The sequence below is a fragment of the Paenibacillus camelliae genome (assembly GCF_023715345.1).
Taxonomy (GTDB): Bacteria; Bacillota; Bacilli; order Paenibacillales; family Paenibacillaceae; genus Pristimantibacillus; species Pristimantibacillus camelliae.
This window is the reverse complement of sequence record NZ_JAMBNY010000001.1, coordinates 615364-636627: the sequence shown is the minus strand read 5'-3', so window position 1 is coordinate 636627 and position 21264 is coordinate 615364. Positions and strand designations below refer to the sequence as shown.

Sequence of the window (21264 nt, the reverse complement as noted above, 5' to 3'; positions counted from 1 at the left end):
TGTGCATATAAAAAGCTGTCCAGTTGGTAGGCGGCTTACCCTTGATGAGGGTGAGCTAATTGCTACACAGGACAGCTTTTACTTTTGTCACATCTTTTGTTTAATCGAGGCTGGGAGTGAGCGGTAGCTGCTTACTTTGTTTTTTCCTGTCGTTTTAGAGAAGTACATCGCTTCATCTGCTTGCTTCACAAGCTGCATAAGCTCTGTTGCTTCCTTGCTCGTACTAAATCCGACGCTTATCGTTACGATGGTTTCCAGCTCTACTCTTGCCCGTATTTTTTCAGCGACCGCCATCGGCTTTACACTATCTATCGCAATACCGCCGAGCAGCTCTTCACCGCCATATCGTCCTGCGACTCCATAGGGAGCCACTTCTTCCTTTAATATAGCGGCAACTTGCTGTAATGCTTCATCAGCCACTTGATGACCCTTCGTGTCATTTAAAGCCTTAAAGTTATCGATATCACAGAATATGACGGCTACAGGCTTTCGCTGCATCATCGACTGCAGCTTTTTTTGAAAATGTCTTCGGATATACAAGCCTGTTAAGCCATCAATAATCGCAGATTGGTAAGTGGACAATAGTCGATCCATTACCCAATCAAGCAGTAGATAAAATAGTATAGCGTAATACATAATTGGAAGCAGCTCGACCAACGTATGCAGCCAAGCTTGTGACCATTCAAAAACATATCGATCCAGCATTAAACCAAGCTGATAAATAAACATAACGAGCAAGCTATAGTAATAAGATGTTGGCATATCGATTTGTCGTGTGACGACTAGCATCGTAATGATGAGAATAAACATATAGAAATCAAGTATAGGAAAAGCAAGTCCAGTACCAATTTCATATGGCGCGACAAAAAAACTTGCTGCAAACGCAGCTGCTGCTCCAAGTAACAGCATTATCATCGGTGCTATGCGCAGCTTTATTCCTACTGCATACATCTTCATCAGCACAAAATTTATCAGAATAAAGGAAATGATGACTGCCATTGTCGAAATAATATAAAGTAGATCTGGGATTTGCTGTTGTGTCGAGACTTGATAAAGATTCAAAAGCTGTGGCAGCCCTGCCGTAATAAGACTGCTAATGAGTAATATGAATACTTGCTTGTTGCGATAACTGACCATAATTTTAATCGAAGTTAAAAGCGTGATCGCGAGAATAACACAGCATATCATTGAGCTAATAAATGGGAGTAAAGCTATCATGTTCGTAGTTGTTAGATTCATATGTATAACCTCTATGCATTATATTTATGGTAACAGAAACATATGTTCTAATATATCATAAATTGTCGTATGATAGAACGTTAATTACAGATATAAGGAGCTGGTATCAGTGAAAATTTTACAAGCATTGTTTTTCCCACCTGAGCAGCCAGGCGGCGTTTCCTCTATGGTACCTTACATTAAGGAGCGCTTTAATCATGTCGATGATGAAATGGAGCTGTTTTCTCTTCCAAAACGAATTCGTAACAAGGGAAGCGAGCAGGTATCCTTCAAAACGTTCGACTATACACCTTATATCGGAAATAAGCTGGTAGATAAGTATATTCAAACGTATCGTGATTATCTATGGTGGACAAAAATGAGAATTAATCAATCGTATGATCTCATTCATGCTCATCATCCGATTGCCGCAATGGTCATGAAGCAAGTATTTCCTAATACGAAGCTCGTCTTAACATTGCATTCAAGCTATGAGCGAGAGCTGATCTTGAATAAAGCGATTGAGCCTGATGGTGTGGAGCAGCAATTTTTAACGAAAATCTACCGGGAGCTTGAGGTGGTCGCAGACCGTATATTGACGGTGTCGCACGCATTTAAGAATTACTTAGCCGACTATGTTGAGCATGTAGACCGTATTAAAGTCATTCATAATGGCTTTGACGAAAAGAGATTCCGTCCTACGGCTCATGAGAACGAAGTCACACAGTTTATTACAGTATGTCGACTTGTTCCAGCGAAGGGGCTAGATGTGCTGCTAAGGGCATGCGCAAGATTGAAGGCGAAGGGACATCCGTTTATGCTTCATATAATAGGGGATGGTCCGATTCGCAAGGAGCTAGAAGCGTTAGCACAGAGCCTAGGTCTTTATGATGATATTATTTTTTATGGCTATATGCTTCACCCTGAGCAGTTCATGCCATTTTTCGATGTATTTGTGCTGCCGTCACGTGCTGAAGCATTCGGCTCTGTATTTGCAGAAGCTGCATTATGTCAGCTTGCGTTAGTAGGTACCGATGTTGGAGGTATTGCTGAGCAGATCCAACATCGAGTAAATGGACTGCTCGTACCTGTAGAGGATGATGAGGCATTAGCAGAAGCGTTAGAGTCTGTCGTTATCGATCCTGATTTTCGTTATCAGCTTGCGCTTGCAGCATCGAACAAAGCTAAAAAGGATTATTCCTTGGAGCGAGTCATTGCTCAGCTAAAAAAGGTTTACCGTGAGGAGCTTGCGAGCAATAATCCATAATCTAAAAAAGAGCAGAACACCAACTACTCGTGTACCTAACGTTACGCATGCTTAGTAAAATGATACGGTACAGTAGCTCGGTTCTGCTCTTTCTGTTTCGCATTAAGGCTTCTTAAGCGGTGATAGTCGCTTTTTAGCAATAAGTATAAACCAGCCTAGACTTATAAATCCGAACAACGGGTAGAGCGTAGCTAGCAGTTTGCCAAAGCCAAGCTGACTAAGAAAATAGCAGCATATGAGAGCGATAAAAATAATGAGGTTCGTAGAAAGCTTCGATCGCTCATGGACTTGCAGTGCAAGTCCATAGATATCGGCAAGCAGCGTCGTAAACACTTCCGAGAATATGATCGCTATATAAATATAGTACACAATGGAGCTCATATTCAGCGCAATGCCGCCCATAGGGATAGAGAATTGTTGGATGCCAGGCATATGAGCAGAAAGGGCGATGTGACCGACACCAAGCATAAAACCAATTCCTAAGCCACCAAGTAAGGAACCGTATTTAATAACGGCTGGATTTGTCGTTTGAGCCCCGATAGGCACAAGTACGGCCTGTGCTAGTGCAAGATTAAACGCAGTATACAAAAAGGGTGTACTTAGTGCCGTCCAAAGCGGAAAGTCTGTTTTTATGGTCATAAAGCTCATCGTATTAGGCATTTTGAGCGTGTGGAAAAACATAATAAGTGTAAACAGAAGCATAATCGGCACAACAATGGAATTAACAGCAATGATGGCATGCATGCCACGACGAAGCAATAGGAAGCAGATCACACACGTAGCAATTAATCCGAGCTGATAGGGAAGATTCCAATTTTCTTCAAAAACGGTTCCAGCACCAGCTAGCATAACGGCAGATACACCGAGCAATACGACAAGCATAAATAAACTGATTAGAGAGCCAAGTTTTTTTCCGAACAAAGCAATATTTAGGTCCTCATAGGATTTGGCTTGAATCTGATGTGCAAGCAGCATTACCTTATTCCCAAGCCAAATAAAAAAGAAAGTGGCAGCTATAATTGCGTAGGTTCCCCAGTTGCCAAATCGTGTGAAAAACTGCAAAATTTCTTGCCCAGTTGCAAAGCCTGCACCAACGATCGTCCCCATGTAAATGGCAGCGATTTGCAAAGATTTCATCCAGTCTCTAAGTTTCATACCGACCCTCACCTCTACTTTACTGATATCCATTATATGTATAGGTGCTGACAAGCATGACAAGCAGTCTACGATATGCTTAGATCGGATGGTCCCAAAATCTTATAATCTTACTGCTTGCTAGAAGAAGCGACATATGTTATTTTACGTAAAAGAGAATGAAGCGGAGGTTATAGGAATGGAACAATTAAAACAACGTATTTTACAGGAAGCGGACATCGTTTCGAACGATATTCTAAGAATGGATTCAATCATTAATCAACAGGTAGATCCTTCGCTCATCATGGAGATTGGAAAAGAATTTGCTGAACGATTTAAGAATGAAGGTGTAACGAAAGTATTAACGATAGAGTCCTCAGGGATTCCAGCTGCCTTCGCAGCTGCATATGAACTCAATATTCCTCTAGTGTTTGCTAGACGCAAGCAGACCGTTATTAACGATCCTAACTCCTATGTGGAGCGAGTTCCATCGTTTACAAAAGGTATGGTCTCTGATTTAGTTATAACAAAGCAGTTTTTGAGTGAAGATGACCGTATATTATTTATCGATGATATAATTGCTAATGGTGATGGTGCTCGTGGTGTTGTAAAGATCATTCAGCAGGCTGGGGCAACGCTTGTAGGAATGGGTATCGTCGTTGAAAAGTCGTTCCAGGCAGGTGCGAATTATTTCCGCGAGCAAGGCTATCGTGTCGAATCTCTAGTGAAAATTGCTTCACTTGAATCAGGAGAAGTTGTATTTAAAGATTAATTTCCATTGGATTATGGTTGAGAGTTCACTTTATCTTCCTTATAATAAAAGGAAGAGCGAAGGGGGGCGTAAGTAATGGAACATTTAACGAATCAATTTATGAACGAAAAAATTACGGATGCAAAGGTAGCCTTCGAGCGTGCATTGGATTGCAAGCATACTGAGTTTGATGATTTATATCCGTATATGATTGAGCATCCTCAATTTTTCTGGTACAAACGTTATGTGGCTTGGTCTGAATTACTTACGATTGTAAAGCTATGTGAAGAGCTGTCCATCGCATGGAAAGAGCAATTTACAGAAAAGCAGGCTTCTTATATCGAGGACAGAGTGATGTCTTCAAAGGTGCTAGATGAATGGTACGAAACGAATGATTCGAAGGAACACGCAATTAATGAATAATGTTGTTGAAAGTCTTAATGAATGCTTCATTCATTAAGACTTTTTATTCATTCGCTTTATGAATCCAAGGAGGAAGTTATGATAACTGAGGATAAACTGAACGAGTTTCGTGTATCCGGTGAACTCGTAAGAGTGGTTCGAGATAATATAGAGAGTAATGATGTTAAAGGAATCGTAGTTGCATGGGATGATGAAATTGTTTTGGTACGAAGACCAAATAAACGAGTCGTAAAGCTTAGTCGTGCGTATCAATATATAGCGGCATCTGAAGACAGACCAACCATTGTTGATTAAGGAGAGATGATGATATGCTATGTCCAATATGTGACGGAATTGCTTTAAGAGAAGTTGAGAAGAATGGGGTTTTGATTGATATCTGCCCGTCGTGCAAGGGAGTCTGGCTTGATCGAGGAGAATTGGATAAGCTGATGCAGGATGTACATGCTGCCCACCAGGAGTATGATCAGTTGCAGGCTTATGCTGCTTCCCAGCAGCGGCAGTCACATCGTCAACCATCCCCTCCGCCATATCAGGCGGCACCTTACCCGCCTACGAGTCACGGGTATCATCCTCATTACAAGGATAACTACAAATACAATAAGAATGTCAAATACGATAAATATGGACGACCATATCGCAAGAAGAAATCCGTGTTTAATATGCTTGAAGATCTATTTGACTAACAAGAATGGGTGAGAGGCAAAATAGCCTCTCGCTCATTTTTGTTTTTCCGATAAATACATAGCGAGCAACAATTTGGTTAACCTAATTTCATGTCTTTTAGAATGAAAGGGGTAATGTAATGAAGAACATAATTGCTCTAGCTATCGTGCTAGTACTTTTCAATATGAGTCAAAGCGATATGATTTATGCTGAACAAGAGGCTGAACGACAAGCAACGAAGAATGAGAAGCAAGATAAGCACCGGATGGCTATTGTAATTGATGATCTTGGGAACAAGATGGAAGGTACAGACGAAATTTTATCGATTGAAATGCCTGTTACCGTTGCAGTGATGCCCTTCTTACCGACAACAAAACGCGACGCCGAGGCCGCACATTCTGCTGGTCATGAAGTAATTGTTCATATGCCCATGGAGCCAAAGAAAGGCTTGAAAAAATGGCTGGGTCCCGGTGCTATAACGGTTGATCTTTCCAATGAGGAAGTAAGGGCCAGAGTAGAAGCAGCCATCGATCAGGTACCTTATGCGGTAGGCATGAACAATCATATGGGCTCTAAAGTGACAGAGAATGAGCGAGTGATGCGCATTATTCTTGAGGTTTGTAAAGAGCGGAACCTATATTATTTGGATAGTAAAACGTCATTTAAGACAGTAGCTGGAAAGCTCGCTGAAGAATTAGGGGTTCCGTACGCGGAAAATTCTTTATTTCTAGATGATGAATATACTGCTTTGCATGTACATAGACAAATGCAGAAGGCATTCGAGCTATTACAGGAACGAGAATCGACGGTTATTATAGGACATGTCGGTCCTCCGGGGAAATATACCTCTGCAGAGCTGGTTAAGTCCATTCCAACTCTGCAGCAGTTTGGGAAGCTCGTCTATTTAAGCGAGCTAATAAAAGCAAACCTAATTGATCCAGAAGTATTGTGATATACCGTCTGCGATCGACCGCGCAATGTTAGTTTGTTCAGGCGGGGAGGTTAGTCGGGCACGATCTTCGCTATTACTAATGAAGCCTAGCTCGATGAGCACTGCTGGTGACTTTACATGCTTTAGCACGTAAAAGGTTTTTACAGCTATTGGACGTTTAGCAGTATTGTACAGGTTGTTCATCTCAGTTTGAATGCTGCTTGCTAGTAAATAGCTTTCACCGCTTTTTTGGTGAAGCACGAGTGGTCCATGTGCTCTTGGAGTGCCTGAATTAACGTGCAAGCTGACAAAAATAACATGCTTAATTTCTCTCGTTAGTCCCATACGCTGTGACAGATCCCTTAAATGCCTAGAAGACGTGCGATGCCACCGATTGTCATCGCTTAATGCATAATCATGCGTGCGATTCATAATGGCCGGAATTCCACGACTTTGCAATAGGGCGTATAGTCGTTTTCCAACCTCTAAATTAATGTCTTTCTCATAAAGGCTGCCATGTGAAGCACCACCATCGACACCACCGTGACCAACATCAATAATGACGGCTGTTGCTGGTAAATAAGGGGTGATAGGAACCTCATTGTTGACGTTGTGATCAGGATTAGTTTCATCCCAGTGCAACGCTGAGTCTGCATGTGAGGGCTGTAAAGCATTTAGGGACCTTGCATCAGCAGCATCACTTATAGGTCCACATAATGTGAGAAGAAACAACCATGCGATAACGTATAGTATGCGGTAATGTTTCATCAAAGTCATAAGTTCACTGCCTTTCGCTTCTATGCCGTTGTCTAGATTATAATGGCTGATGATTTGTTATTTCATTCATCGATTGAATTACAGTATACAGGGCAATACTACACCTATAAGGGGGTGCAGACATGGCTAAAAAAATTTCTGGCCAGGAATATGTACAATATTTAACAGAGCAGTTTGTTGAGTACATTGAAAAGCCATCCGAGCAGAAAATTGAGGCAAAAAAACAAGCCAAAGCTCAGAAGGAGCAATGGCTAGTTAGATGGTTTGGTGCTGGTGGAGCATCTCTGCAGCTATGGCTTAATAAAAGGCGAGAGTCACGTTAAAGCTCATATTGTGCACGATCATAAAATGAACCTTGGTCCATTAAGGTGTCGTATGGGATATAACGTGTTAGCTGATCATTTTCACTTTGCAACGCCAAATATAAATCAAATTCATTCCATTCATGATAGCCGGTAATAGAGTAGACAGAAAAAACAAGATCATTCCAGCTTTCTGTTGTATAGCGCAGCTGACTGCCTAGCTCAATCATCACTTCAACTGATGTATCGTCCTCAAAGCTGTAATTGAGTGGTTCAGTTGTCAGCCAAGGCATGACGTCATAAGGAGAAAAATAAGTAACAGAATCTATACCAGTAATTAGGGCAGGCTGCTTCGATGCGCCTTGCCCTATTTGTGTATGTTGTTTTGAAGCAGCCTCTACATCACTTTTCTGAATTGGAAAATCCTCTAATAAAAAAGGTTCAATATATGCAATCGCATCATTCTCCTCACTTACGGGAATAATGCTGTGGAATGGCCCTGTATAGATCAACTGGTCCGAGTGCTCAGCTAGAAATTGGAGCGAAGCTGGATCACCTGTACCGTATTCGCTAAGTGCATACCCGCCTTGCTCTACGGCATGGATTATCATATAACCGACCACTTCATTTTTTTGCTTTAATAGCACAAGCCAGCCATGGGTGCCTGGCCCTAAAGAAGAGATCGTAAGGGAAGCATTCTTCCAGTGCGAGAAGCTCGGCTGCTGCATTAATTGCTCATGCCACTGCTTAGCAGCCTTAGTTATTTCCGTTTGATCGCTTTGAATAGTTTCCTTTGGTGAAGCTAGTAACGAATTTAGCGGCAGATAGCTAGAAAGCAGTATAGACGTTAATAATGGAGCAATCACGATTCGAAGCATCATTTTTTTCATCAAATCACCTCTTTACAATCGTACTGGACAAGCCAAAAAAAGAGTGTTACATCTTGTCACGCGTTAGCCTGTGTAAATCTTCTTTTTTTGTTGAGCTAGGGAGGATCTCGTCATATCTGCATTAATCAATTCCATCAAGATGAAATATTCCGCTATTAATGACGGAAACCGTAACACGAGGCTCATATTGCCAGCGAATTTCTTCTTCTCTTTTTTCCTTTAATTGCTCGATTTCGAGCTTTTGCTCCTCGTCTGTTGCTTGAGCAAGCAGAGGCTTATAAAATCCTTCTAGTCGCTCTAGCTCCTCTTGTAGCCGTGCCTGTGCTTTCTCAGCCCATTCGTAATTGTAGCTTTTTAGTCTTTTTTCTAGATGACTTTCTGCAATAGACAACGCCTTTGTATAAGAAATTCCATTTTTCGCGATATGTACATTCGCTGGCAGCCGAGGCGACAGGCGCATCGAAGTGAGTCGATCGTAAAACTGCTCCTGGCAATGACCAGTCACTAACGAAATGCCTAGGCTATGAATCTCCTCACGCTTAAGATCACAGCTGAATTCAACCATATAGTTAATGCCAAGCCATACGGTATATGGTCTTGAGTCATAAGGATGGAGTGTACGAGTCTGTGGCTCCTGATATAGACAAACATAGCTGCCATTATTCTCCGCTGATTCAAACAGCTGTTTAAGCCTGCTAGACCCAAAGTGCAGATGCTCTCTTGGTATACGTGGAAGAGGCTTTGGAACGATTCCGTAAGCTCGCTCCATCGCTTTTTCTTCCGGGGTTAACAGCTTAGGCTCCTCGACAGGCTGCTGTGCTACTGTCGCCTCGTATTTTTCTTCGTCCGTTACAAACAAAAAGCTCATCGTTTCAGGCGTTTCATTCAGACGATCGATGAAGCTCCAATAATACGGCCGATTAGTTAGCTCTCGATCTGCTGCTTGCGAAAGCTTTACTTTAATATGGTATGGTGATTTATCTAATATCTCACATTGAGTGGCTTCTAAATACTTTAAGACGAAGCGATGAATTTGTTTTGTATTCATAAGTCACCTCGGTTAATTATTAATTTTGTCTTCTTGATAGGTCGTAATACTTGCGCCGATATGATCAATCTCTTCATGCAACTGCTGACTGCTGCGAGAGCGAAGAATGGCTTTAGCTAAGCGCTGCTCGATCGAGCCTTCTTTAGATTCGAGCCGCTCGATAATATGATCAAGCTCGCCGATAACTAGCTCGAACAGGTTTATTTTTTCGTGCAGCAGATGAAGAATATGTTCTTCGATTGTATTTTTAGTGCACAAATTAAAAATGTTTACGTCCTCGGTCTGACCAAGACGATGTACACGGCCAATACGCTGCTCAACACGCATTGGATTCCACGGAAGATCAAAGTTAATCATATTGTTGCAAAATTGTAGATTGATACCTTCACCTCCGGCTTCTGTAGCGATCAGCACGCGTGCTCTGCCGCGGAATATATCCATCATCCAATCCTTCTTACCGCGATTCATGCCACCACGGTAAGGAACAGCTGGAATGTTATGCTTCTCGAAGAATTGAAGCAAATACTCCTGCGTCGCTCGATACTCTGTGAATAGAATGACCTTACCTTCGCACTCATTAATAATTTCAAGCGCTTTTTCTGCTTTCGTGTTGGAGGTGATTGCACGAATGACTTCAACGAGCTCCCATACGCGAGCACGAACTGGAGAATCCTCAGCTGTTTTTTTGAACATATTGACAAGGGTTAAAAAAACAGCATCTCGACTGCTGCACACTTCTCGTTGAAGCGTCACTAACGAAAGAATGCTGCTTATATCAATTCCATCTTGATTAGCTTGCTGCTGGACGAAATCCGTCACTGCGTCATAGAGTGCCTGCTCTTCCTTTGAGAGCTCCAGTGTTATATTGCGAACGATACGTTTTGTAAAATGAATCCCTCCGTCACCTCGACGATTGCGAATCATAATGGAGGATAGGATGTGCTGCAGCTGCTCTTCGTTTTTTGGAAGTCTCTTATCTGCCACGTAATTGCTATTAAATTCCCCTTGAGCGCCTAGCTGACCAGGCTTCAGTAAAGAAATCAAGTTAAATAGCTCCTCAAGATTGTTTTGAATCGGTGTAGCCGTAAGCAGCAAGCAATACTTTTTGCTAAGCTGTGTTGCAAATTGATAGTTGGTTGTCTTTTTATTTTTTAATTTATGTGCTTCGTCAATAATGATTAGATCATAATCAGTAGCTAGCACTACTTCTCTATGAGGATCGCGCTTTGCGGTATCGATCGATGCAACCACAATCTCATAGCCCCAGCTATGGGATTTTTTTTGTGCCACCGCCGCAATGCCGAATTTCGTATTCAATTCACGTACCCACTGCAGCACAAGCGAGGCAGGCACGAGAATTAAAGCTTTTTTTACAAGCCCGCGCAATAAATATTCCTTAAGAATTAAGCCAGCTTCGATCGTTTTACCTAAGCCGACCTCATCGGCGAGAATTGCACGACCACCCATTTCATTCAGCACTCGCTTTGCAGTTTCCAGCTGATGAGGCATCGGCTCAATGCTAGGCAAGCTGCGAAGGCATAACAGCTCATCAAACGAATGGATGACGGTTGCTTCACGCGCCTCCATTGCGAGCTGGAACATGCTCCATTGATCCCACGGTCCATTATGCTCGATGCGCTGCTGCAGTTCCTTAAACCACTCACGCTGAAAGTTTACATTAACAGCAGGATGTATTGGTTTTTGATGCGTATCGTCATTCGAAGAATTTGTAGTAAATAATCGATTATTCATAGTTGCTCCTTTATCTATCATTGCTTAGCTCTAGTATTCCCCAAACGATGGTAAACATAATCTGAGTGGGCATCGGAAAGCTTAGTTACTAAAACGTTCAAAAAGCAAGACTATAAAAACTATATATTGTATGTTATTATTATTTAGGCACTACATATTGGATAATTTGATGAGGAGTGACTTAGATGAGCACGTTGCAAGGTTTGAGTGAGAAGATTTTTCTAGACCGTTATGCACGAAAAAATGCTGATGCTTCTCAAGCGCAGCCTGGGGATACAGTACTTGTTTTGTTAAAGGAAGACTTGGCGTTTCCGGTTAAGGAAGCGGGGGAAGTAATCGTTCGTCGCGGAGACGAGGTAGATGTCTTAATGCGAAGTGGTGAGACGGTTACGACAACGATTGCCAAGCTTACACATACATTGGAAAAAACACCAGCAGAAATGTGGGATCGATTAGCCGCAGCAATGTCCAGTGTTGAAGCTTCTAAGGAACAGCAGCTTTGGCAGGAGCGTTTTCGCTATATTTTAGATGATTGGAAGCTAGTTCCAGGCGGTCGGATTGCTGCTGGAGCTGGAGCAAGCGATGAGCTAACACTATTCAACTGCTATGTTATCCCATCTCCGCATGATAGCCGTGGCGGAATTATGGCAACATTGACAGAAATGACTGAGATTATGGCGCGAGGCGGAGGCGTAGGCATTAACTTGTCATCTCTTCGTCCAAAGCGTACCGTTGTTGCAGGAGTTAACGGCTCCTCAAGTGGTTCCGTTTCGTGGGGCGGATTATTCAGCTATACTACTGGTTTGATTGAGCAGGGCGGAAGCCGGCGCGGTGCGTTGATGCTTATGATTAATGATTGGCATCCAGACGTGATGGAGTTTATTACCGTTAAGCAATCAATGGGTAAAATTACAAATGCGAACCTTTCAGTTTGTGTAAGTGACGCCTTCATGGAGGCTGTTAAGCAGGATGGAGATTGGGAGCTCGTATTCCCAGATACGACAGATCCAGAATACGATGAGCTGTGGAATGGCGACCTGGACGCTTGGCGTAAGCTTGGTAAACCGGTACACGTTCATTCTGTAATGAAGGCAAGAGAGATCTGGCATACGATAATTGAATCGGCATGGAAATCTGCTGAGCCAGGCGTTGTGTTTATGGAGCGCTACAACAATATGTCTAACAGCTGGTACTTCAATCCGATTATTTGTACAAATCCTTGTGGTGAACAGGGACTTCCAGCTTGGGGCGTATGTAACCTGTCGGCCATCAATTTATCTAAGTTTTATGATGAAGCTAACGATGATGTGGCGTGGGACGAGCTTGGTAAAGTGACGCGCTGGTCTGTTCGCTTCCTCGATAACGTTATCGATCGTACACCATATCATTTTGAAGAAAATGAGAAAAATCAGAAAAAGGAGCGACGCATTGGTCTTGGTTCGATGGGGCTTGCTGAGCTGATGATTAAGCTGAAGGTACGCTATGGATCACCGGAATCTTTGAAATTCCTTGATAAGCTGTATGGCTTTATTGCGAAGGAGGCATATCTTGCTTCCGCAGAAATCGCTGGTGAGAAAGGAAGCTTCGAAGCGTTCGACGCTGATCTATTCCTGCAAAGCGGATTTATGAAAAATATGATTTTGGAGTTCCCTGAGGTTGAAGAGGCGATTCGCGCGACAGGTATGCGCAACGTTACAGTTATTACTCAGGCGCCTACTGGATCTACCGGTACGATGGTTGGTACTTCTACCGGAATTGAGCCTTATTTTGCATTCCAATATTATCGTCAAAGTCGTCTAGGCTTCGATGCTCAATACGTTCCGATTGCGCAGCAGTGGCTTGATGCACATCCTAACCAAGAGCTGCCGGATTACTTTGTTACGGCAATGAGTCTAACAGCAGAGGATCATATTCGTGTTCAAGCAGCCATCCAGCGCTGGGTGGATAGCTCAATCTCTAAAACAGCGAACTGTCCGAACGACTTTACTGTCGAAGAAACAGAAAAGCTATACGAGCTTGCATATGAGCTTGGCTGTAAAGGTGTAACGATCTATCGTGATGGTAGCCGTGATGTACAGGTGCTGTCCACATCTTCAAAGGATGAAGAGAAGAAGGATGAGGTGCAGCCTGCTCAAGAAGCTGCTGCAAGCATTACTGAGCCAGCGACAGGTGCAATGGATGTAGCTGGTCAGACTCGCTCCGTTGCGAGCAGCGATGATCGTCAATATAAGCGTCGTCCACAGGTATTGCTTGGAGCGACGTATCGTATGAACACGCCGCTTGGTATGGCATATATTACGATCAATGATCTAGATGATGTGCCTTCTGAAATATTCCTTATCGTTGGTAAAGCAGGCTCTGATGTATTTGCTATGGCGGAAGCACTTGGCCGCGTGTGCTCATTGTTCCTTCGCTACGGCGATCATGGCAACAAGGTACAGCTGCTTATTAAGCATTTGAAAGGCATCGGAGGCACTGGTGCAATCGGCTTCGGTCAGCATCGTGTGGAGTCTATTGCTGACGCTGTTGCGAAGGCGTTAGAGCTTCACCTGCAGAATAAGGAGCATGCTTCAGCGGCTGAGCATTCCCTTCCAGGACATTTCCTAGCTGAGGATACTGTGGCGTCAACTGTAGCGCCAACTGTTGAAACTCACACGCACAAAGGGAGCGCAGACGGCGTTGATCTATGCCCATCCTGCGGCTCAGCAAGTCTCATTAATATTGAAGGTTGTAAGCAATGCAGCTCTTGCGGCTATAGTAAGTGTGGATAAGTAAAGTGTAATTTTATACAATAGATAATGAAATAAAAATAAGAGGGTGCATCTTAAATTTAGATGCACTTTCTTTGTATTAAAAAGGTATTGTCAGTTCTGTTATAATGAGTGCTATAGCAATAACCTATGAATAAGGATTGGAGTCTACAATGAATAATAGTAAATTTTTTATTACAGCATTTCTGTTAGTTATCTTAATAATTGGTTTGTCAGCTTGTGGGAATTCATCTGATGACAAGGTATCAATCGATAATCAGATTGAAGACGATGAAATATCAGAGAGCACGGATACATTTTCAAGTGAGCCACCTAATAACACAGATAAAGAAGTTTCGACAGAGAATGAAAACTTACAGGAAGACTCTATAGAAGATACAGTATCAAAAATAGAAGCAAGAAAAAAAGAGTTTATAGAAAAATTGGATAACATTCAAAAGGAACTTGATGCTTTACCAGAAAAGAAGGATTCCGATGAAGGTGTAACAAACGCTATGAAGAACTATTATGGAATTTCTTACGAAATGTATGATAAAGCATTAAATGAAATTTATGCTTTGCTAAAAGAAAAGTTATCTCCAGAGACAATGGATACTTTAAAAACAGAGCAAATTAAGTGGATAGAACAAAAAGAAGATACCGCGAACGAGGAAAGAAAAAAGTATGAAGGCGGAACGTTTGAAAATGTTGCTTATTATATATCTACATACGAGTCAACAAAGGAAAGATGTTATGAATTAGTTAACGAATATATGACAGATTAAAAGGCAATTTAATAGCTCTTTAGATAAAAACTCATAAAGAGGCTGAGACAAAACTAGCTTCTCATAAACAAAACAGGGATGAAATCGATTCAGATTTCATCCCTGTTGCATATTGCTTGTTACTTATGGGTGAAAACTTACGTCTTCACCGCATACTTTCTCAAGTTAACAGCCATTAATGCTAGACCAATATCATATTCGACTTTAGATTTCCCTCGAAGCATAAAACGAGTGAAACCTAAATTAGCCTTCAAGAAGGCAAATATAATAGAGTTTATATATAATGTAAATCTAAATTATTTGTGTGAAAGCTCCGATTGCGTAGTTTTTTCAAGTTAGGGGCTAATTCATTTCTATCAATAGCTAGGCGCATATATTTCTGTCTAGCCATAGTAAAAGGAAATGACCACCTGCTATCGAATACAACTAATGTAAAAAGTTGTTACTTCAAAGGAGGCTTGAAGTGAAGAAAAAGCTATCATTAGAGCAATTCCTGCGGGCAAAGGATTACTTGATGAGTCACGGTAGAGATATAGAGCAGCATTTATTCCGCTACTATTTTGAACATGGTTCTTCAGGTCATGTTATAAACGCACTGAAAAATTATCAGGGTGAAGATGGGGGCTTTAGGAATTTGGGAGAAGGACATGCTGTCATTACGAATGTAATGGATACAAGTATGGCCTTTCAATACCTTAGTGAGGTTGGTGCAACGATCAACGATGAGATCGTTCAGAAAGGTATTAACTATTTAATAGCTGCCTATGATCATGAGCATGAGGGTTGGCAGGGGAGACCTTACCAACAGAATCGTGGTTGGTTAGATAATCCTTGCGCTGAATTGGTAGGTTATTTATATGAGTATAGAGAACTTGTCCCAGTTGATTTTCTCACCCATGTCACTGAAAAAGCTATAAGTTGTATGGTTGCTTTCAAAGATTCAGACGATGAATATTATTTTTTAGATGCTCTATGTTTACTTCGTCTAGCAGTAAGAATTGATGAGCCCCATCAAACAAAGATATTGGAAATGTTGGCCAATAATATACCCGAAATCATTGAAACGAATCGTGAAAAGTGGGCTACAACCTATTGTGCAAAACCGTTTTTCTTCGCTCACTCACCGAATAGTCCGTTATTTTTACGTATACAACATGATGTCATCCGAAGCTTAGAAAACGAAATTGATACGCAAGCTGAGGATGGTCATTTTGTATTGAATTGGCATGCGATTGAAGAGTCAGCCGTAGCATGGAAAAGTATCTGGACAATGGATGCTTTAAGAGCACTTCAGCATCATCATATGATTGAAACCAAAAATACAGCGATCTAGTGTACAGAACGTAAAATTTATTATGAGGTGATGTTATGGATATCAAGATTATAGATAAAGCGAAAACATTTATGTATAAGAACGCTAGATTGTTGGATAGACGACGCTTTGAATATTTTTTTGAAGGAGGTAGTAAGGAAGCTGTCATATCTGCGCTTGCAGCTTATCAGAATCCAGATGGAGGGTTTGGAAATTCACTTGAGCCCGATATTCGATGTCCGCATAGCCAACCGATTGCAACAGAGGTCGCCCTTCTCATAATGGATGAGATCGGATACTATGATCAAGATATAATCCGAGGAATTGTTAACTATCTCAGATCCATTACAGTTGAAACTGGTGGATTCCCAGTTACATTACCCGTACTGCATGAGTATCCTCATGCCCCTTGGTGGAGTAATCATAAGGAGCTTATAGCGAATATTAACCCTACTGGACGAATGATGGGACTTCTGTTAAAGCAACAAGTAGTTAATGACTTTTATAATGAAGAATGGTTTCAACAATCTCTTCGATTCGTGTGGAGCTATATGGAGGAAAAGCATCCAGAAGAATATCATGATGGCGTGCAATGGATTACATTTCTGGAGCATGTACCGGATCGCCAAAGAGCAGAGATAATCATCAACTCAAAGCTGGACCCAGCATTATCAAAGTCCGAAACGATAGAACGGGATCCTAACGCCGAAGGCTATACCCACAAAGTTCTAGATTGGGCTCCGTCTAGAGAAAGCTATGCTGCGAAGTTTATATCAGAGAGTGAATTTGATGTACATCTGTCTCACCTGTTGAACGGGCAAATGGAGGATGGCGGATGGCCAATTAATTGGCCTGAGATTAGTCCCGGTGTAGGCTTGGAATGGCGAGGCTTTATTACAGTTGATCGATTGAAAACTTTAAAATCTTTTGGGCTATTATAAGGACGAGCTAAGTCAAAAACCTGTTTCATCTATGTTACAATAAGCTTGGATTACACCATAATTGACAACATATGCAGAGGTGTTATGATGAGCAAGCTAGATCCTATCATGCAGCATCAACAGTCTAATAGACGTGTAAACAGAAGAATGATCATGATCTTTTTATTTGTGTCGGCACTGTTTTTTGGTTGCATGTACATGTTATTTCACCAGCTAAAAGTGAATGATATGACCGTAAACATCTTTAATGTCTTGGGGATCGTGCTCTTACCATTACTGTATTATATGTTGATTGTTAAGCCTAAGAATGGTAAGGCAGGGTTCACTTATATCATATTTATAGCGTCAATCGCGTGTACGTATTGGATAACGCCAGTTGAGCAAAAAGAATTTCTTAAAACGCTATTGCGCTGGCTCATACCTCTTCTAGAGGTCGTTATTGTTTTGTATATCGCGATACGATTATACTTCATAATAAAACGCTATAAGCTAGCGAGGAATAATAATGAAGCACAACCGATGGATAGCTTACATGAAGCGCTAGTTCCACTATTAAGTAAAGGTGCTTTGCTTGAAATTGTGATGACAGAAATAAAAGTCATGTATTATTCGATAGGCGTGCTGTTTAGAAAGCCTTCGCTCCCACAAGACAGCTATTATACATACCACAGGCATTCTCAAATTAAGCCCATCGTCATTGTCTTTATCATCATTATCACTTTAGAAGCTGTAGGCTTGCACTTTTTGTTAAGCATGTGGAATGACATTATTGCATGGATTGCTTTAGTGCTGAATGCTTACGCAATACTGTATCTAATCGCTTTAAGTAACTCATTTCGATATTTACCTAACCTATTACATAACGATAGACTTCATATCCGTCTAGGTATTCAATGTGACATATCTATTCCCCTACATAGTATTCAATCCATTGATAAAGCTAAAGAAATAGGCTTAGGTGAGAAGCAGCCAAAAGACCTCTACATCGCACATCTAAGATTCGATACTCCCCAGTTTCATATTCAACTAAAGGAACCTATTAACGTAAAGGGCTCCTATGGCATAAGTAAGACCATTTCAGCAATTGTATTACGTGTGGATGAGCCACAGTCATTTCTAGATCATTTGAAGCACAGAATGAACAATCATGATGATCATTCAATACGCTAAACAGGCAAGTGGTCGGAACAAGTGCTAGGGTGCACATGTCCGACCACTTGCTTCATTGCTCTTGTTGATGTAAAGATAATGCACCATCAAGTCAAAAAAATAGGATGTCAGCATAGTTCATTACTGATATGATCAAGATGATGGTTGCCATTAGACATTTCACGATTTGGAAGTGGGAAGGTGGGGGATATGAACAATTACCATTTTACGAATGGCCTATTGCTGCTAAAAAGAGGAATCCATTCCTTACGTGCTAATCCCGAAAGTAGAACCAATCTCAACAAAGAAATGGTGCAGCAAATTGAACATGAAGCGCAAAAATTACTTCATGAGCAGATACCGACACTGGACATGGATACGTTTGATCTGTTTAAGAAAACAGGCTCAAGGCAGCAATATGAACAGCTCTATTTTGCTAGAAGAAAGCGACTGACTGCATTAGCGCTAATGGTGATTATCCAACCATGCGAGGAGCGTTATGTTAAAGGCTTACAAAACATAATTGAGGCGATATGTGAGGAATTCACATGGTGCTTACCAGCTCATTATGACGATGCTCGCTCCATCGATTTATTTGCAGCGGAGACAGCATTTACGCTGGCAGAGCTTAGTGAACTCATCGGTGAACGCTTGCCAGAGTCACTTAGACAACGAATGAGGCAGGAGGTGCTCCATCGCGTACTTGAGCCATTTCTAGCAGAAGAGTCTATCTGGTGGGAGAAGGCCGAGCATAACTGGGCATCAGTATGTGCTGGATCAATTGGTGCAGCGGCAATATATTACTTGAAGGATGAGCAAGAAAAGCTAGAAGCTATCCTTCAGCGCTCAGAGCAGGCGATGATTCATTATCTTGATGGATTTGACGATGACGGAGCTTGCAAGGAAGGCTATTCTTACTGGCAGTACGGGTTTGGCTATTTTATTTATTTTATGGATTTATTGAGAGCATATCGAAACGGTCAATCGAGACTGCTTGCTACAGAAAAGGTGAAGCAGATCGCACTTTTTCAGCAAAAATGCTTCCTGTCTGGAAAATCAGTCGTGAACTTTTCAGATTCCTTGCCCCAGGTTGGGGTATATATGGGGCTGACACAGTATCTGCATGCACAATATAAAGAGGTACATATACCGGAAGAAAATGCAGCGGCGGCCTTTCATGAGGATCATTGTGGACGCTGGGCACCTGCAGTGAGGAATTTGCTATGGACGATGGAAGATAACGGTGCTCCTTGGCCTACTGAAACCTATATAATGAAGCAAGCACAATGGCTTGTATCTAGAGCAGAACGAGCTGGTAGCAGCTTCGCTTTTGCAGCTAAAGGCGGACATAATGCAGAGCCACATAATCATAATGATCTGGGTCATTTTATATTAGCAGTAGACGGTCACTCACTGCTTGTTGATGCAGGCAGCGGTTTGTATACACGAGATTATTTTGGTGAGAAGCGTTATGAGTATATATGTGCTAGCTCAGCAGGCCACTCCGTGCCAATCATTGATGGGGAGCTGCAACAGCCGGGCTCACACAGCCGAGCAGTGCTACTGCAATGCGAGACGAGCGATGATGTCGATTCGATGACGCTAGATTTAAGAGAGGCGTATGCAAGCAAGCATTTATCAGGCTTCACCCGCAAATTTCAATGGGAGAAAACGCGAGGAAGGCTTGTCCTGCATGATAAATTTCTATCTAATTCCCAATCCATGTCGGTGATCGAGCGTTTTATTGTAGCTCATAAGCCTGAGACACTTAATCCTAATCAACTTATCATTTCACACCAATCTGCAAGCGTTATCATTAGCTTTGATTCAGCTGAGCTAGCTTTTGAGAGCGAAGCCTTTGAATATATCGATCATTTCGGCAAGCGGACAGTGCTATACCGATTAGATTTTCGGCCAACGGCATCGCTAACAAGTAAGACGCTAACGTTTACCTTTGAATTACGGCGAGAATCAGATTCATCATTTCAATAGCATATTAAAGGAGTGTGGATTATGAATCAGAAAGCATGGCAAGCTGAAGCTTGGGAGAAGATTGTTAAGAAGGTAGAGAAAACGAGTGAAAGAATTCAGGATCGCTTTCCACATGCAAGTGTAGCGGGAGTCTATCAATTGGAGCCTGCCTCGTGGTGGACTGCAGGCTTTTGGCCAGGGCTTTTATGGCTGATTTATCGCGATACGAAGGATGATCGACTGCGCAGCTATGCACAATCGTGCGAATCACAGCTCGATCAAGTCATTTTAGATTATGAACGTCTTGATCATGATATCGGATTTATGTGGACGTTGACGAGTGTTGCTCGCTATAAGCTATTAGGTGAAGCATCGGCAAAACGAAAAGGGCTGCTTGCTGCCAATCTATTAAGCGCAAGATTTAATAATAAGGGAAACTATATTCGAGCTTGGAATCCATGGAGTCCTGGAGAGGATAACTCTGGTCTAGCCATAATTGACTGCATGATGAATCTACCACTATTGTTTTGGGCGACACAGGAAAGCGGTGATCCTAGATACAAGCATATCGCAGAAGCGCATGCGAATATGGTACTGCAGCATTTTATTAGACCGGACGGCTCGGTTAATCATATCGTTCGTTTTGATCCAAGCACGGGCGAGCAGCATGAAGTGCTTGGCGGTCAAGGCTATGCGCCAAACTCTGCTTGGTCTAGAGGCACAGCATGGGCGCTGTATGGGATGACACTTGCTTATCAATATACGAAAGATGAACGATATCTCGATGCTGCTAAACGTGTCGCTCATTTCTTTATAGCTAATCTTCCTGATGATTACGTACCACATTGGGACTTCCGTCTGCCAGAGCAGATCGCTAACCCGAGAGATTCTTCAGCAGCTGCATGCGCGGCTTCAGGCTTACTGCTCCTCTCTCGTATGGTCAGTGTGGAAGAGCAGGCACTTTACCGCAATTCAGCTGAAAAAATCATCTACTCACTCTATAAGCATTATGGAACATGGGATCTTGAAGCGGAGGAGGGCTTGCTGCTGCACGGTACGAGTCATTTTCCAGAGCAGCGTAATGTCGATGTTCCGCTCATCTATGGTGATTATTATTTTGCTGAGGCTATTGCACAACTAAATGGCCACACAGAGCTGTTCTGGTAAATAGCCATTTTACTTTTATATTGGACACGATTC

Annotated in this window: 20 protein-coding genes and 1 pseudogene; 14 read left to right on the top strand and 7 right to left on the bottom strand. The window is 42.0% G+C overall.

Translation table 11 applies throughout. From position 1 onward, the window contains the following. Positions 1-87: 87 nt before the first annotated feature. Positions 88-1239 (bottom strand): GGDEF domain-containing protein, encoded by a 1152-nt coding sequence (locus M3180_RS03010; RefSeq protein WP_251665733.1) that lies wholly within the window; start codon positions 1237-1239, stop codon positions 88-90. A 109-nt stretch (positions 1240-1348) separates the two neighbouring features. On the opposite strand from M3180_RS03010, the gene M3180_RS03005 reads away from it, so the two are divergent. Then, positions 1349-2485 carry a glycosyltransferase family 4 protein gene (locus tag M3180_RS03005; protein WP_251665732.1) on the top strand — a complete coding sequence of 379 codons (1137 nt, stop codon included), beginning with the start codon at positions 1349-1351 and terminating at the stop codon, positions 2483-2485. A gap of 102 nt (positions 2486-2587) precedes the next feature. Here M3180_RS03005 and M3180_RS03000 read toward each other — a convergent pair whose 3' ends face one another. Beyond that, complete coding sequence (locus tag M3180_RS03000; RefSeq protein WP_251665731.1) at positions 2588-3640, bottom strand: YkvI family membrane protein; 1053 nt, start codon at positions 3638-3640, stop codon at positions 2588-2590. Between the two features lie 178 nt (positions 3641-3818). Here M3180_RS03000 and M3180_RS02995 point away from each other — a divergent pair, with 178 nt between their 5' ends. From M3180_RS02995 to M3180_RS02975, 5 genes are all read left to right on the top strand, one after another. Then, positions 3819-4391 carry a xanthine phosphoribosyltransferase gene (locus M3180_RS02995; RefSeq protein ID WP_251665730.1) on the top strand — a complete coding sequence of 191 codons (573 nt, stop codon included), beginning with the start codon at positions 3819-3821 and terminating at the stop codon, positions 4389-4391. Positions 4392-4466: 75 nt separating this feature from the next. Further along, positions 4467-4793 (top strand): hypothetical protein, encoded by a 327-nt coding sequence (locus tag M3180_RS02990; RefSeq protein WP_251665729.1) that lies wholly within the window; start codon positions 4467-4469, stop codon positions 4791-4793. Between the two features lie 78 nt (positions 4794-4871). Further along, the gene (locus M3180_RS02985) at positions 4872-5087 is read left to right on the top strand and encodes a hypothetical protein (RefSeq protein ID WP_251665728.1); all 216 of its coding nucleotides are present in this window, start codon (positions 4872-4874) and stop codon (positions 5085-5087) included. Positions 5088-5101: 14 nt separating this feature from the next. Then, on the top strand, positions 5102-5476 hold the full coding sequence (locus tag M3180_RS02980) for a TFIIB-type zinc ribbon-containing protein (protein ID WP_251665727.1): 375 nt from the start codon (positions 5102-5104) through the stop codon (positions 5474-5476). A 119-nt stretch (positions 5477-5595) separates the two neighbouring features. After that, on the top strand, positions 5596-6408 hold the full coding sequence (locus M3180_RS02975) for a divergent polysaccharide deacetylase family protein (RefSeq protein WP_251665726.1): 813 nt from the start codon (positions 5596-5598) through the stop codon (positions 6406-6408). Here the strand turns inward: M3180_RS02975 and M3180_RS02970 are convergent. After that, positions 6385-7164, bottom strand: a complete 780-nt coding sequence (locus M3180_RS02970) for an N-acetylmuramoyl-L-alanine amidase family protein (protein WP_251665725.1) — start codon at positions 7162-7164, stop codon at positions 6385-6387. The genes M3180_RS02975 and M3180_RS02970 overlap by 24 nt on opposite strands. A gap of 122 nt (positions 7165-7286) precedes the next feature. Here M3180_RS02970 and M3180_RS02965 point away from each other — a divergent pair, with 122 nt between their 5' ends. Beyond that, on the top strand, positions 7287-7487 hold the full coding sequence (locus tag M3180_RS02965) for a YqzE family protein (RefSeq protein WP_251665724.1): 201 nt from the start codon (positions 7287-7289) through the stop codon (positions 7485-7487). Here the strand turns inward: M3180_RS02965 and M3180_RS02960 are convergent. From M3180_RS02960 to M3180_RS02950, 3 genes are all read right to left on the bottom strand, one after another. Then, positions 7484-8356 carry a hypothetical protein gene (locus tag M3180_RS02960; RefSeq protein WP_251665723.1) on the bottom strand — a complete coding sequence of 291 codons (873 nt, stop codon included), beginning with the start codon at positions 8354-8356 and terminating at the stop codon, positions 7484-7486. The genes M3180_RS02965 and M3180_RS02960 overlap by 4 nt on opposite strands. 121 nt (positions 8357-8477) lie before the next feature. Next, positions 8478-9404, bottom strand: coding sequence for a YqhG family protein (locus tag M3180_RS02955; RefSeq protein ID WP_251665722.1), 927 nt, complete (start codon positions 9402-9404; stop codon positions 8478-8480). A gap of 12 nt (positions 9405-9416) precedes the next feature. After that, on the bottom strand, positions 9417-11156 hold the full coding sequence (locus tag M3180_RS02950; RefSeq protein WP_251665721.1) for a DEAD/DEAH box helicase: 1740 nt from the start codon (positions 11154-11156) through the stop codon (positions 9417-9419). A gap of 185 nt (positions 11157-11341) precedes the next feature. Between M3180_RS02950 and M3180_RS02945 the strand changes: the two genes are divergently transcribed. Both M3180_RS02945 and M3180_RS02940 read left to right on the top strand, forming a co-directional pair. Beyond that, positions 11342-13927 carry an adenosylcobalamin-dependent ribonucleoside-diphosphate reductase gene (locus M3180_RS02945; protein WP_251665720.1) on the top strand — a complete coding sequence of 862 codons (2586 nt, stop codon included), beginning with the start codon at positions 11342-11344 and terminating at the stop codon, positions 13925-13927. Positions 13928-14079: 152 nt separating this feature from the next. Beyond that, positions 14080-14691, top strand: a complete 612-nt coding sequence (locus M3180_RS02940; RefSeq protein ID WP_251665719.1) for a lysozyme inhibitor LprI family protein — start codon at positions 14080-14082, stop codon at positions 14689-14691. A 137-nt stretch (positions 14692-14828) separates the two neighbouring features. On the opposite strand, the pseudogene M3180_RS02935 reads toward M3180_RS02940, so the two are convergent. Beyond that, positions 14829-14957: pseudogene (locus tag M3180_RS02935) on the bottom strand (transposase); the annotation flags it as partial. A gap of 197 nt (positions 14958-15154) precedes the next feature. Between M3180_RS02935 and M3180_RS02930 the strand changes: the two are divergent. The 5 genes from M3180_RS02930 (at position 15155) to M3180_RS02910 (ending at position 21231) form a co-directional block, all read left to right on the top strand. Further along, entirely contained in the window at positions 15155-16024 is an 870-nt protein-coding gene (locus M3180_RS02930; RefSeq protein WP_251665718.1) for a prenyltransferase/squalene oxidase repeat-containing protein, read from the top strand. Between the two features lie 35 nt (positions 16025-16059). Then, positions 16060-16944, top strand: coding sequence for a prenyltransferase/squalene oxidase repeat-containing protein (locus M3180_RS02925; RefSeq protein WP_251665717.1), 885 nt, complete (start codon positions 16060-16062; stop codon positions 16942-16944). Positions 16945-17031: 87 nt separating this feature from the next. Continuing rightward, the gene (locus tag M3180_RS02920) at positions 17032-18114 is read left to right on the top strand and encodes a hypothetical protein (RefSeq protein ID WP_251665716.1); all 1083 of its coding nucleotides are present in this window, start codon (positions 17032-17034) and stop codon (positions 18112-18114) included. 189 nt (positions 18115-18303) lie between these two features. Next, positions 18304-20085: a heparinase II/III domain-containing protein gene (locus tag M3180_RS02915; protein ID WP_251665715.1), complete on the top strand. Its 1782-nt coding sequence runs from the start codon at positions 18304-18306 to the stop codon at positions 20083-20085. Between the two features lie 21 nt (positions 20086-20106). Then, the gene (locus M3180_RS02910) at positions 20107-21231 is read left to right on the top strand and encodes a glycoside hydrolase family 88 protein (protein ID WP_251665714.1); all 1125 of its coding nucleotides are present in this window, start codon (positions 20107-20109) and stop codon (positions 21229-21231) included. The last annotated feature ends 33 nt before the right edge of the window (positions 21232-21264 follow it).

Coding starts and splice junctions, on each gene's coding strand:
- M3180_RS02950 (WP_251665721.1), bottom strand. CDS start 11,156: ATGAATAATCGATTATTTACTACAAATTCTTCGAATGACGATACGCAT.
- M3180_RS03000 (WP_251665731.1), bottom strand. CDS start 3,640: ATGAAACTTAGAGACTGGATGAAATCTTTGCAAATCGCTGCCATTTAC.
- M3180_RS02965 (WP_251665724.1), top strand. CDS start 7,287: ATGGCTAAAAAAATTTCTGGCCAGGAATATGTACAATATTTAACAGAG.
- M3180_RS02990 (WP_251665729.1), top strand. CDS start 4,467: ATGGAACATTTAACGAATCAATTTATGAACGAAAAAATTACGGATGCA.
- M3180_RS02910 (WP_251665714.1), top strand. CDS start 20,107: ATGAATCAGAAAGCATGGCAAGCTGAAGCTTGGGAGAAGATTGTTAAG.
- M3180_RS02995 (WP_251665730.1), top strand. CDS start 3,819: ATGGAACAATTAAAACAACGTATTTTACAGGAAGCGGACATCGTTTCG.
- M3180_RS02985 (WP_251665728.1), top strand. CDS start 4,872: ATGATAACTGAGGATAAACTGAACGAGTTTCGTGTATCCGGTGAACTC.
- M3180_RS02975 (WP_251665726.1), top strand. CDS start 5,596: ATGAAGAACATAATTGCTCTAGCTATCGTGCTAGTACTTTTCAATATG.
- M3180_RS02980 (WP_251665727.1), top strand. CDS start 5,102: ATGCTATGTCCAATATGTGACGGAATTGCTTTAAGAGAAGTTGAGAAG.
- M3180_RS03010 (WP_251665733.1), bottom strand. CDS start 1,239: ATGAATCTAACAACTACGAACATGATAGCTTTACTCCCATTTATTAGC.
- M3180_RS02955 (WP_251665722.1), bottom strand. CDS start 9,404: ATGAATACAAAACAAATTCATCGCTTCGTCTTAAAGTATTTAGAAGCC.
- M3180_RS02945 (WP_251665720.1), top strand. CDS start 11,342: ATGAGCACGTTGCAAGGTTTGAGTGAGAAGATTTTTCTAGACCGTTAT.
- M3180_RS02960 (WP_251665723.1), bottom strand. CDS start 8,356: ATGAAAAAAATGATGCTTCGAATCGTGATTGCTCCATTATTAACGTCT.
- M3180_RS02920 (WP_251665716.1), top strand. CDS start 17,032: ATGAGCAAGCTAGATCCTATCATGCAGCATCAACAGTCTAATAGACGT.
- M3180_RS02915 (WP_251665715.1), top strand. CDS start 18,304: ATGAACAATTACCATTTTACGAATGGCCTATTGCTGCTAAAAAGAGGA.
- M3180_RS02970 (WP_251665725.1), bottom strand. CDS start 7,164: ATGACTTTGATGAAACATTACCGCATACTATACGTTATCGCATGGTTG.
- M3180_RS02940 (WP_251665719.1), top strand. CDS start 14,080: ATGAATAATAGTAAATTTTTTATTACAGCATTTCTGTTAGTTATCTTA.
- M3180_RS02925 (WP_251665717.1), top strand. CDS start 16,060: ATGGATATCAAGATTATAGATAAAGCGAAAACATTTATGTATAAGAAC.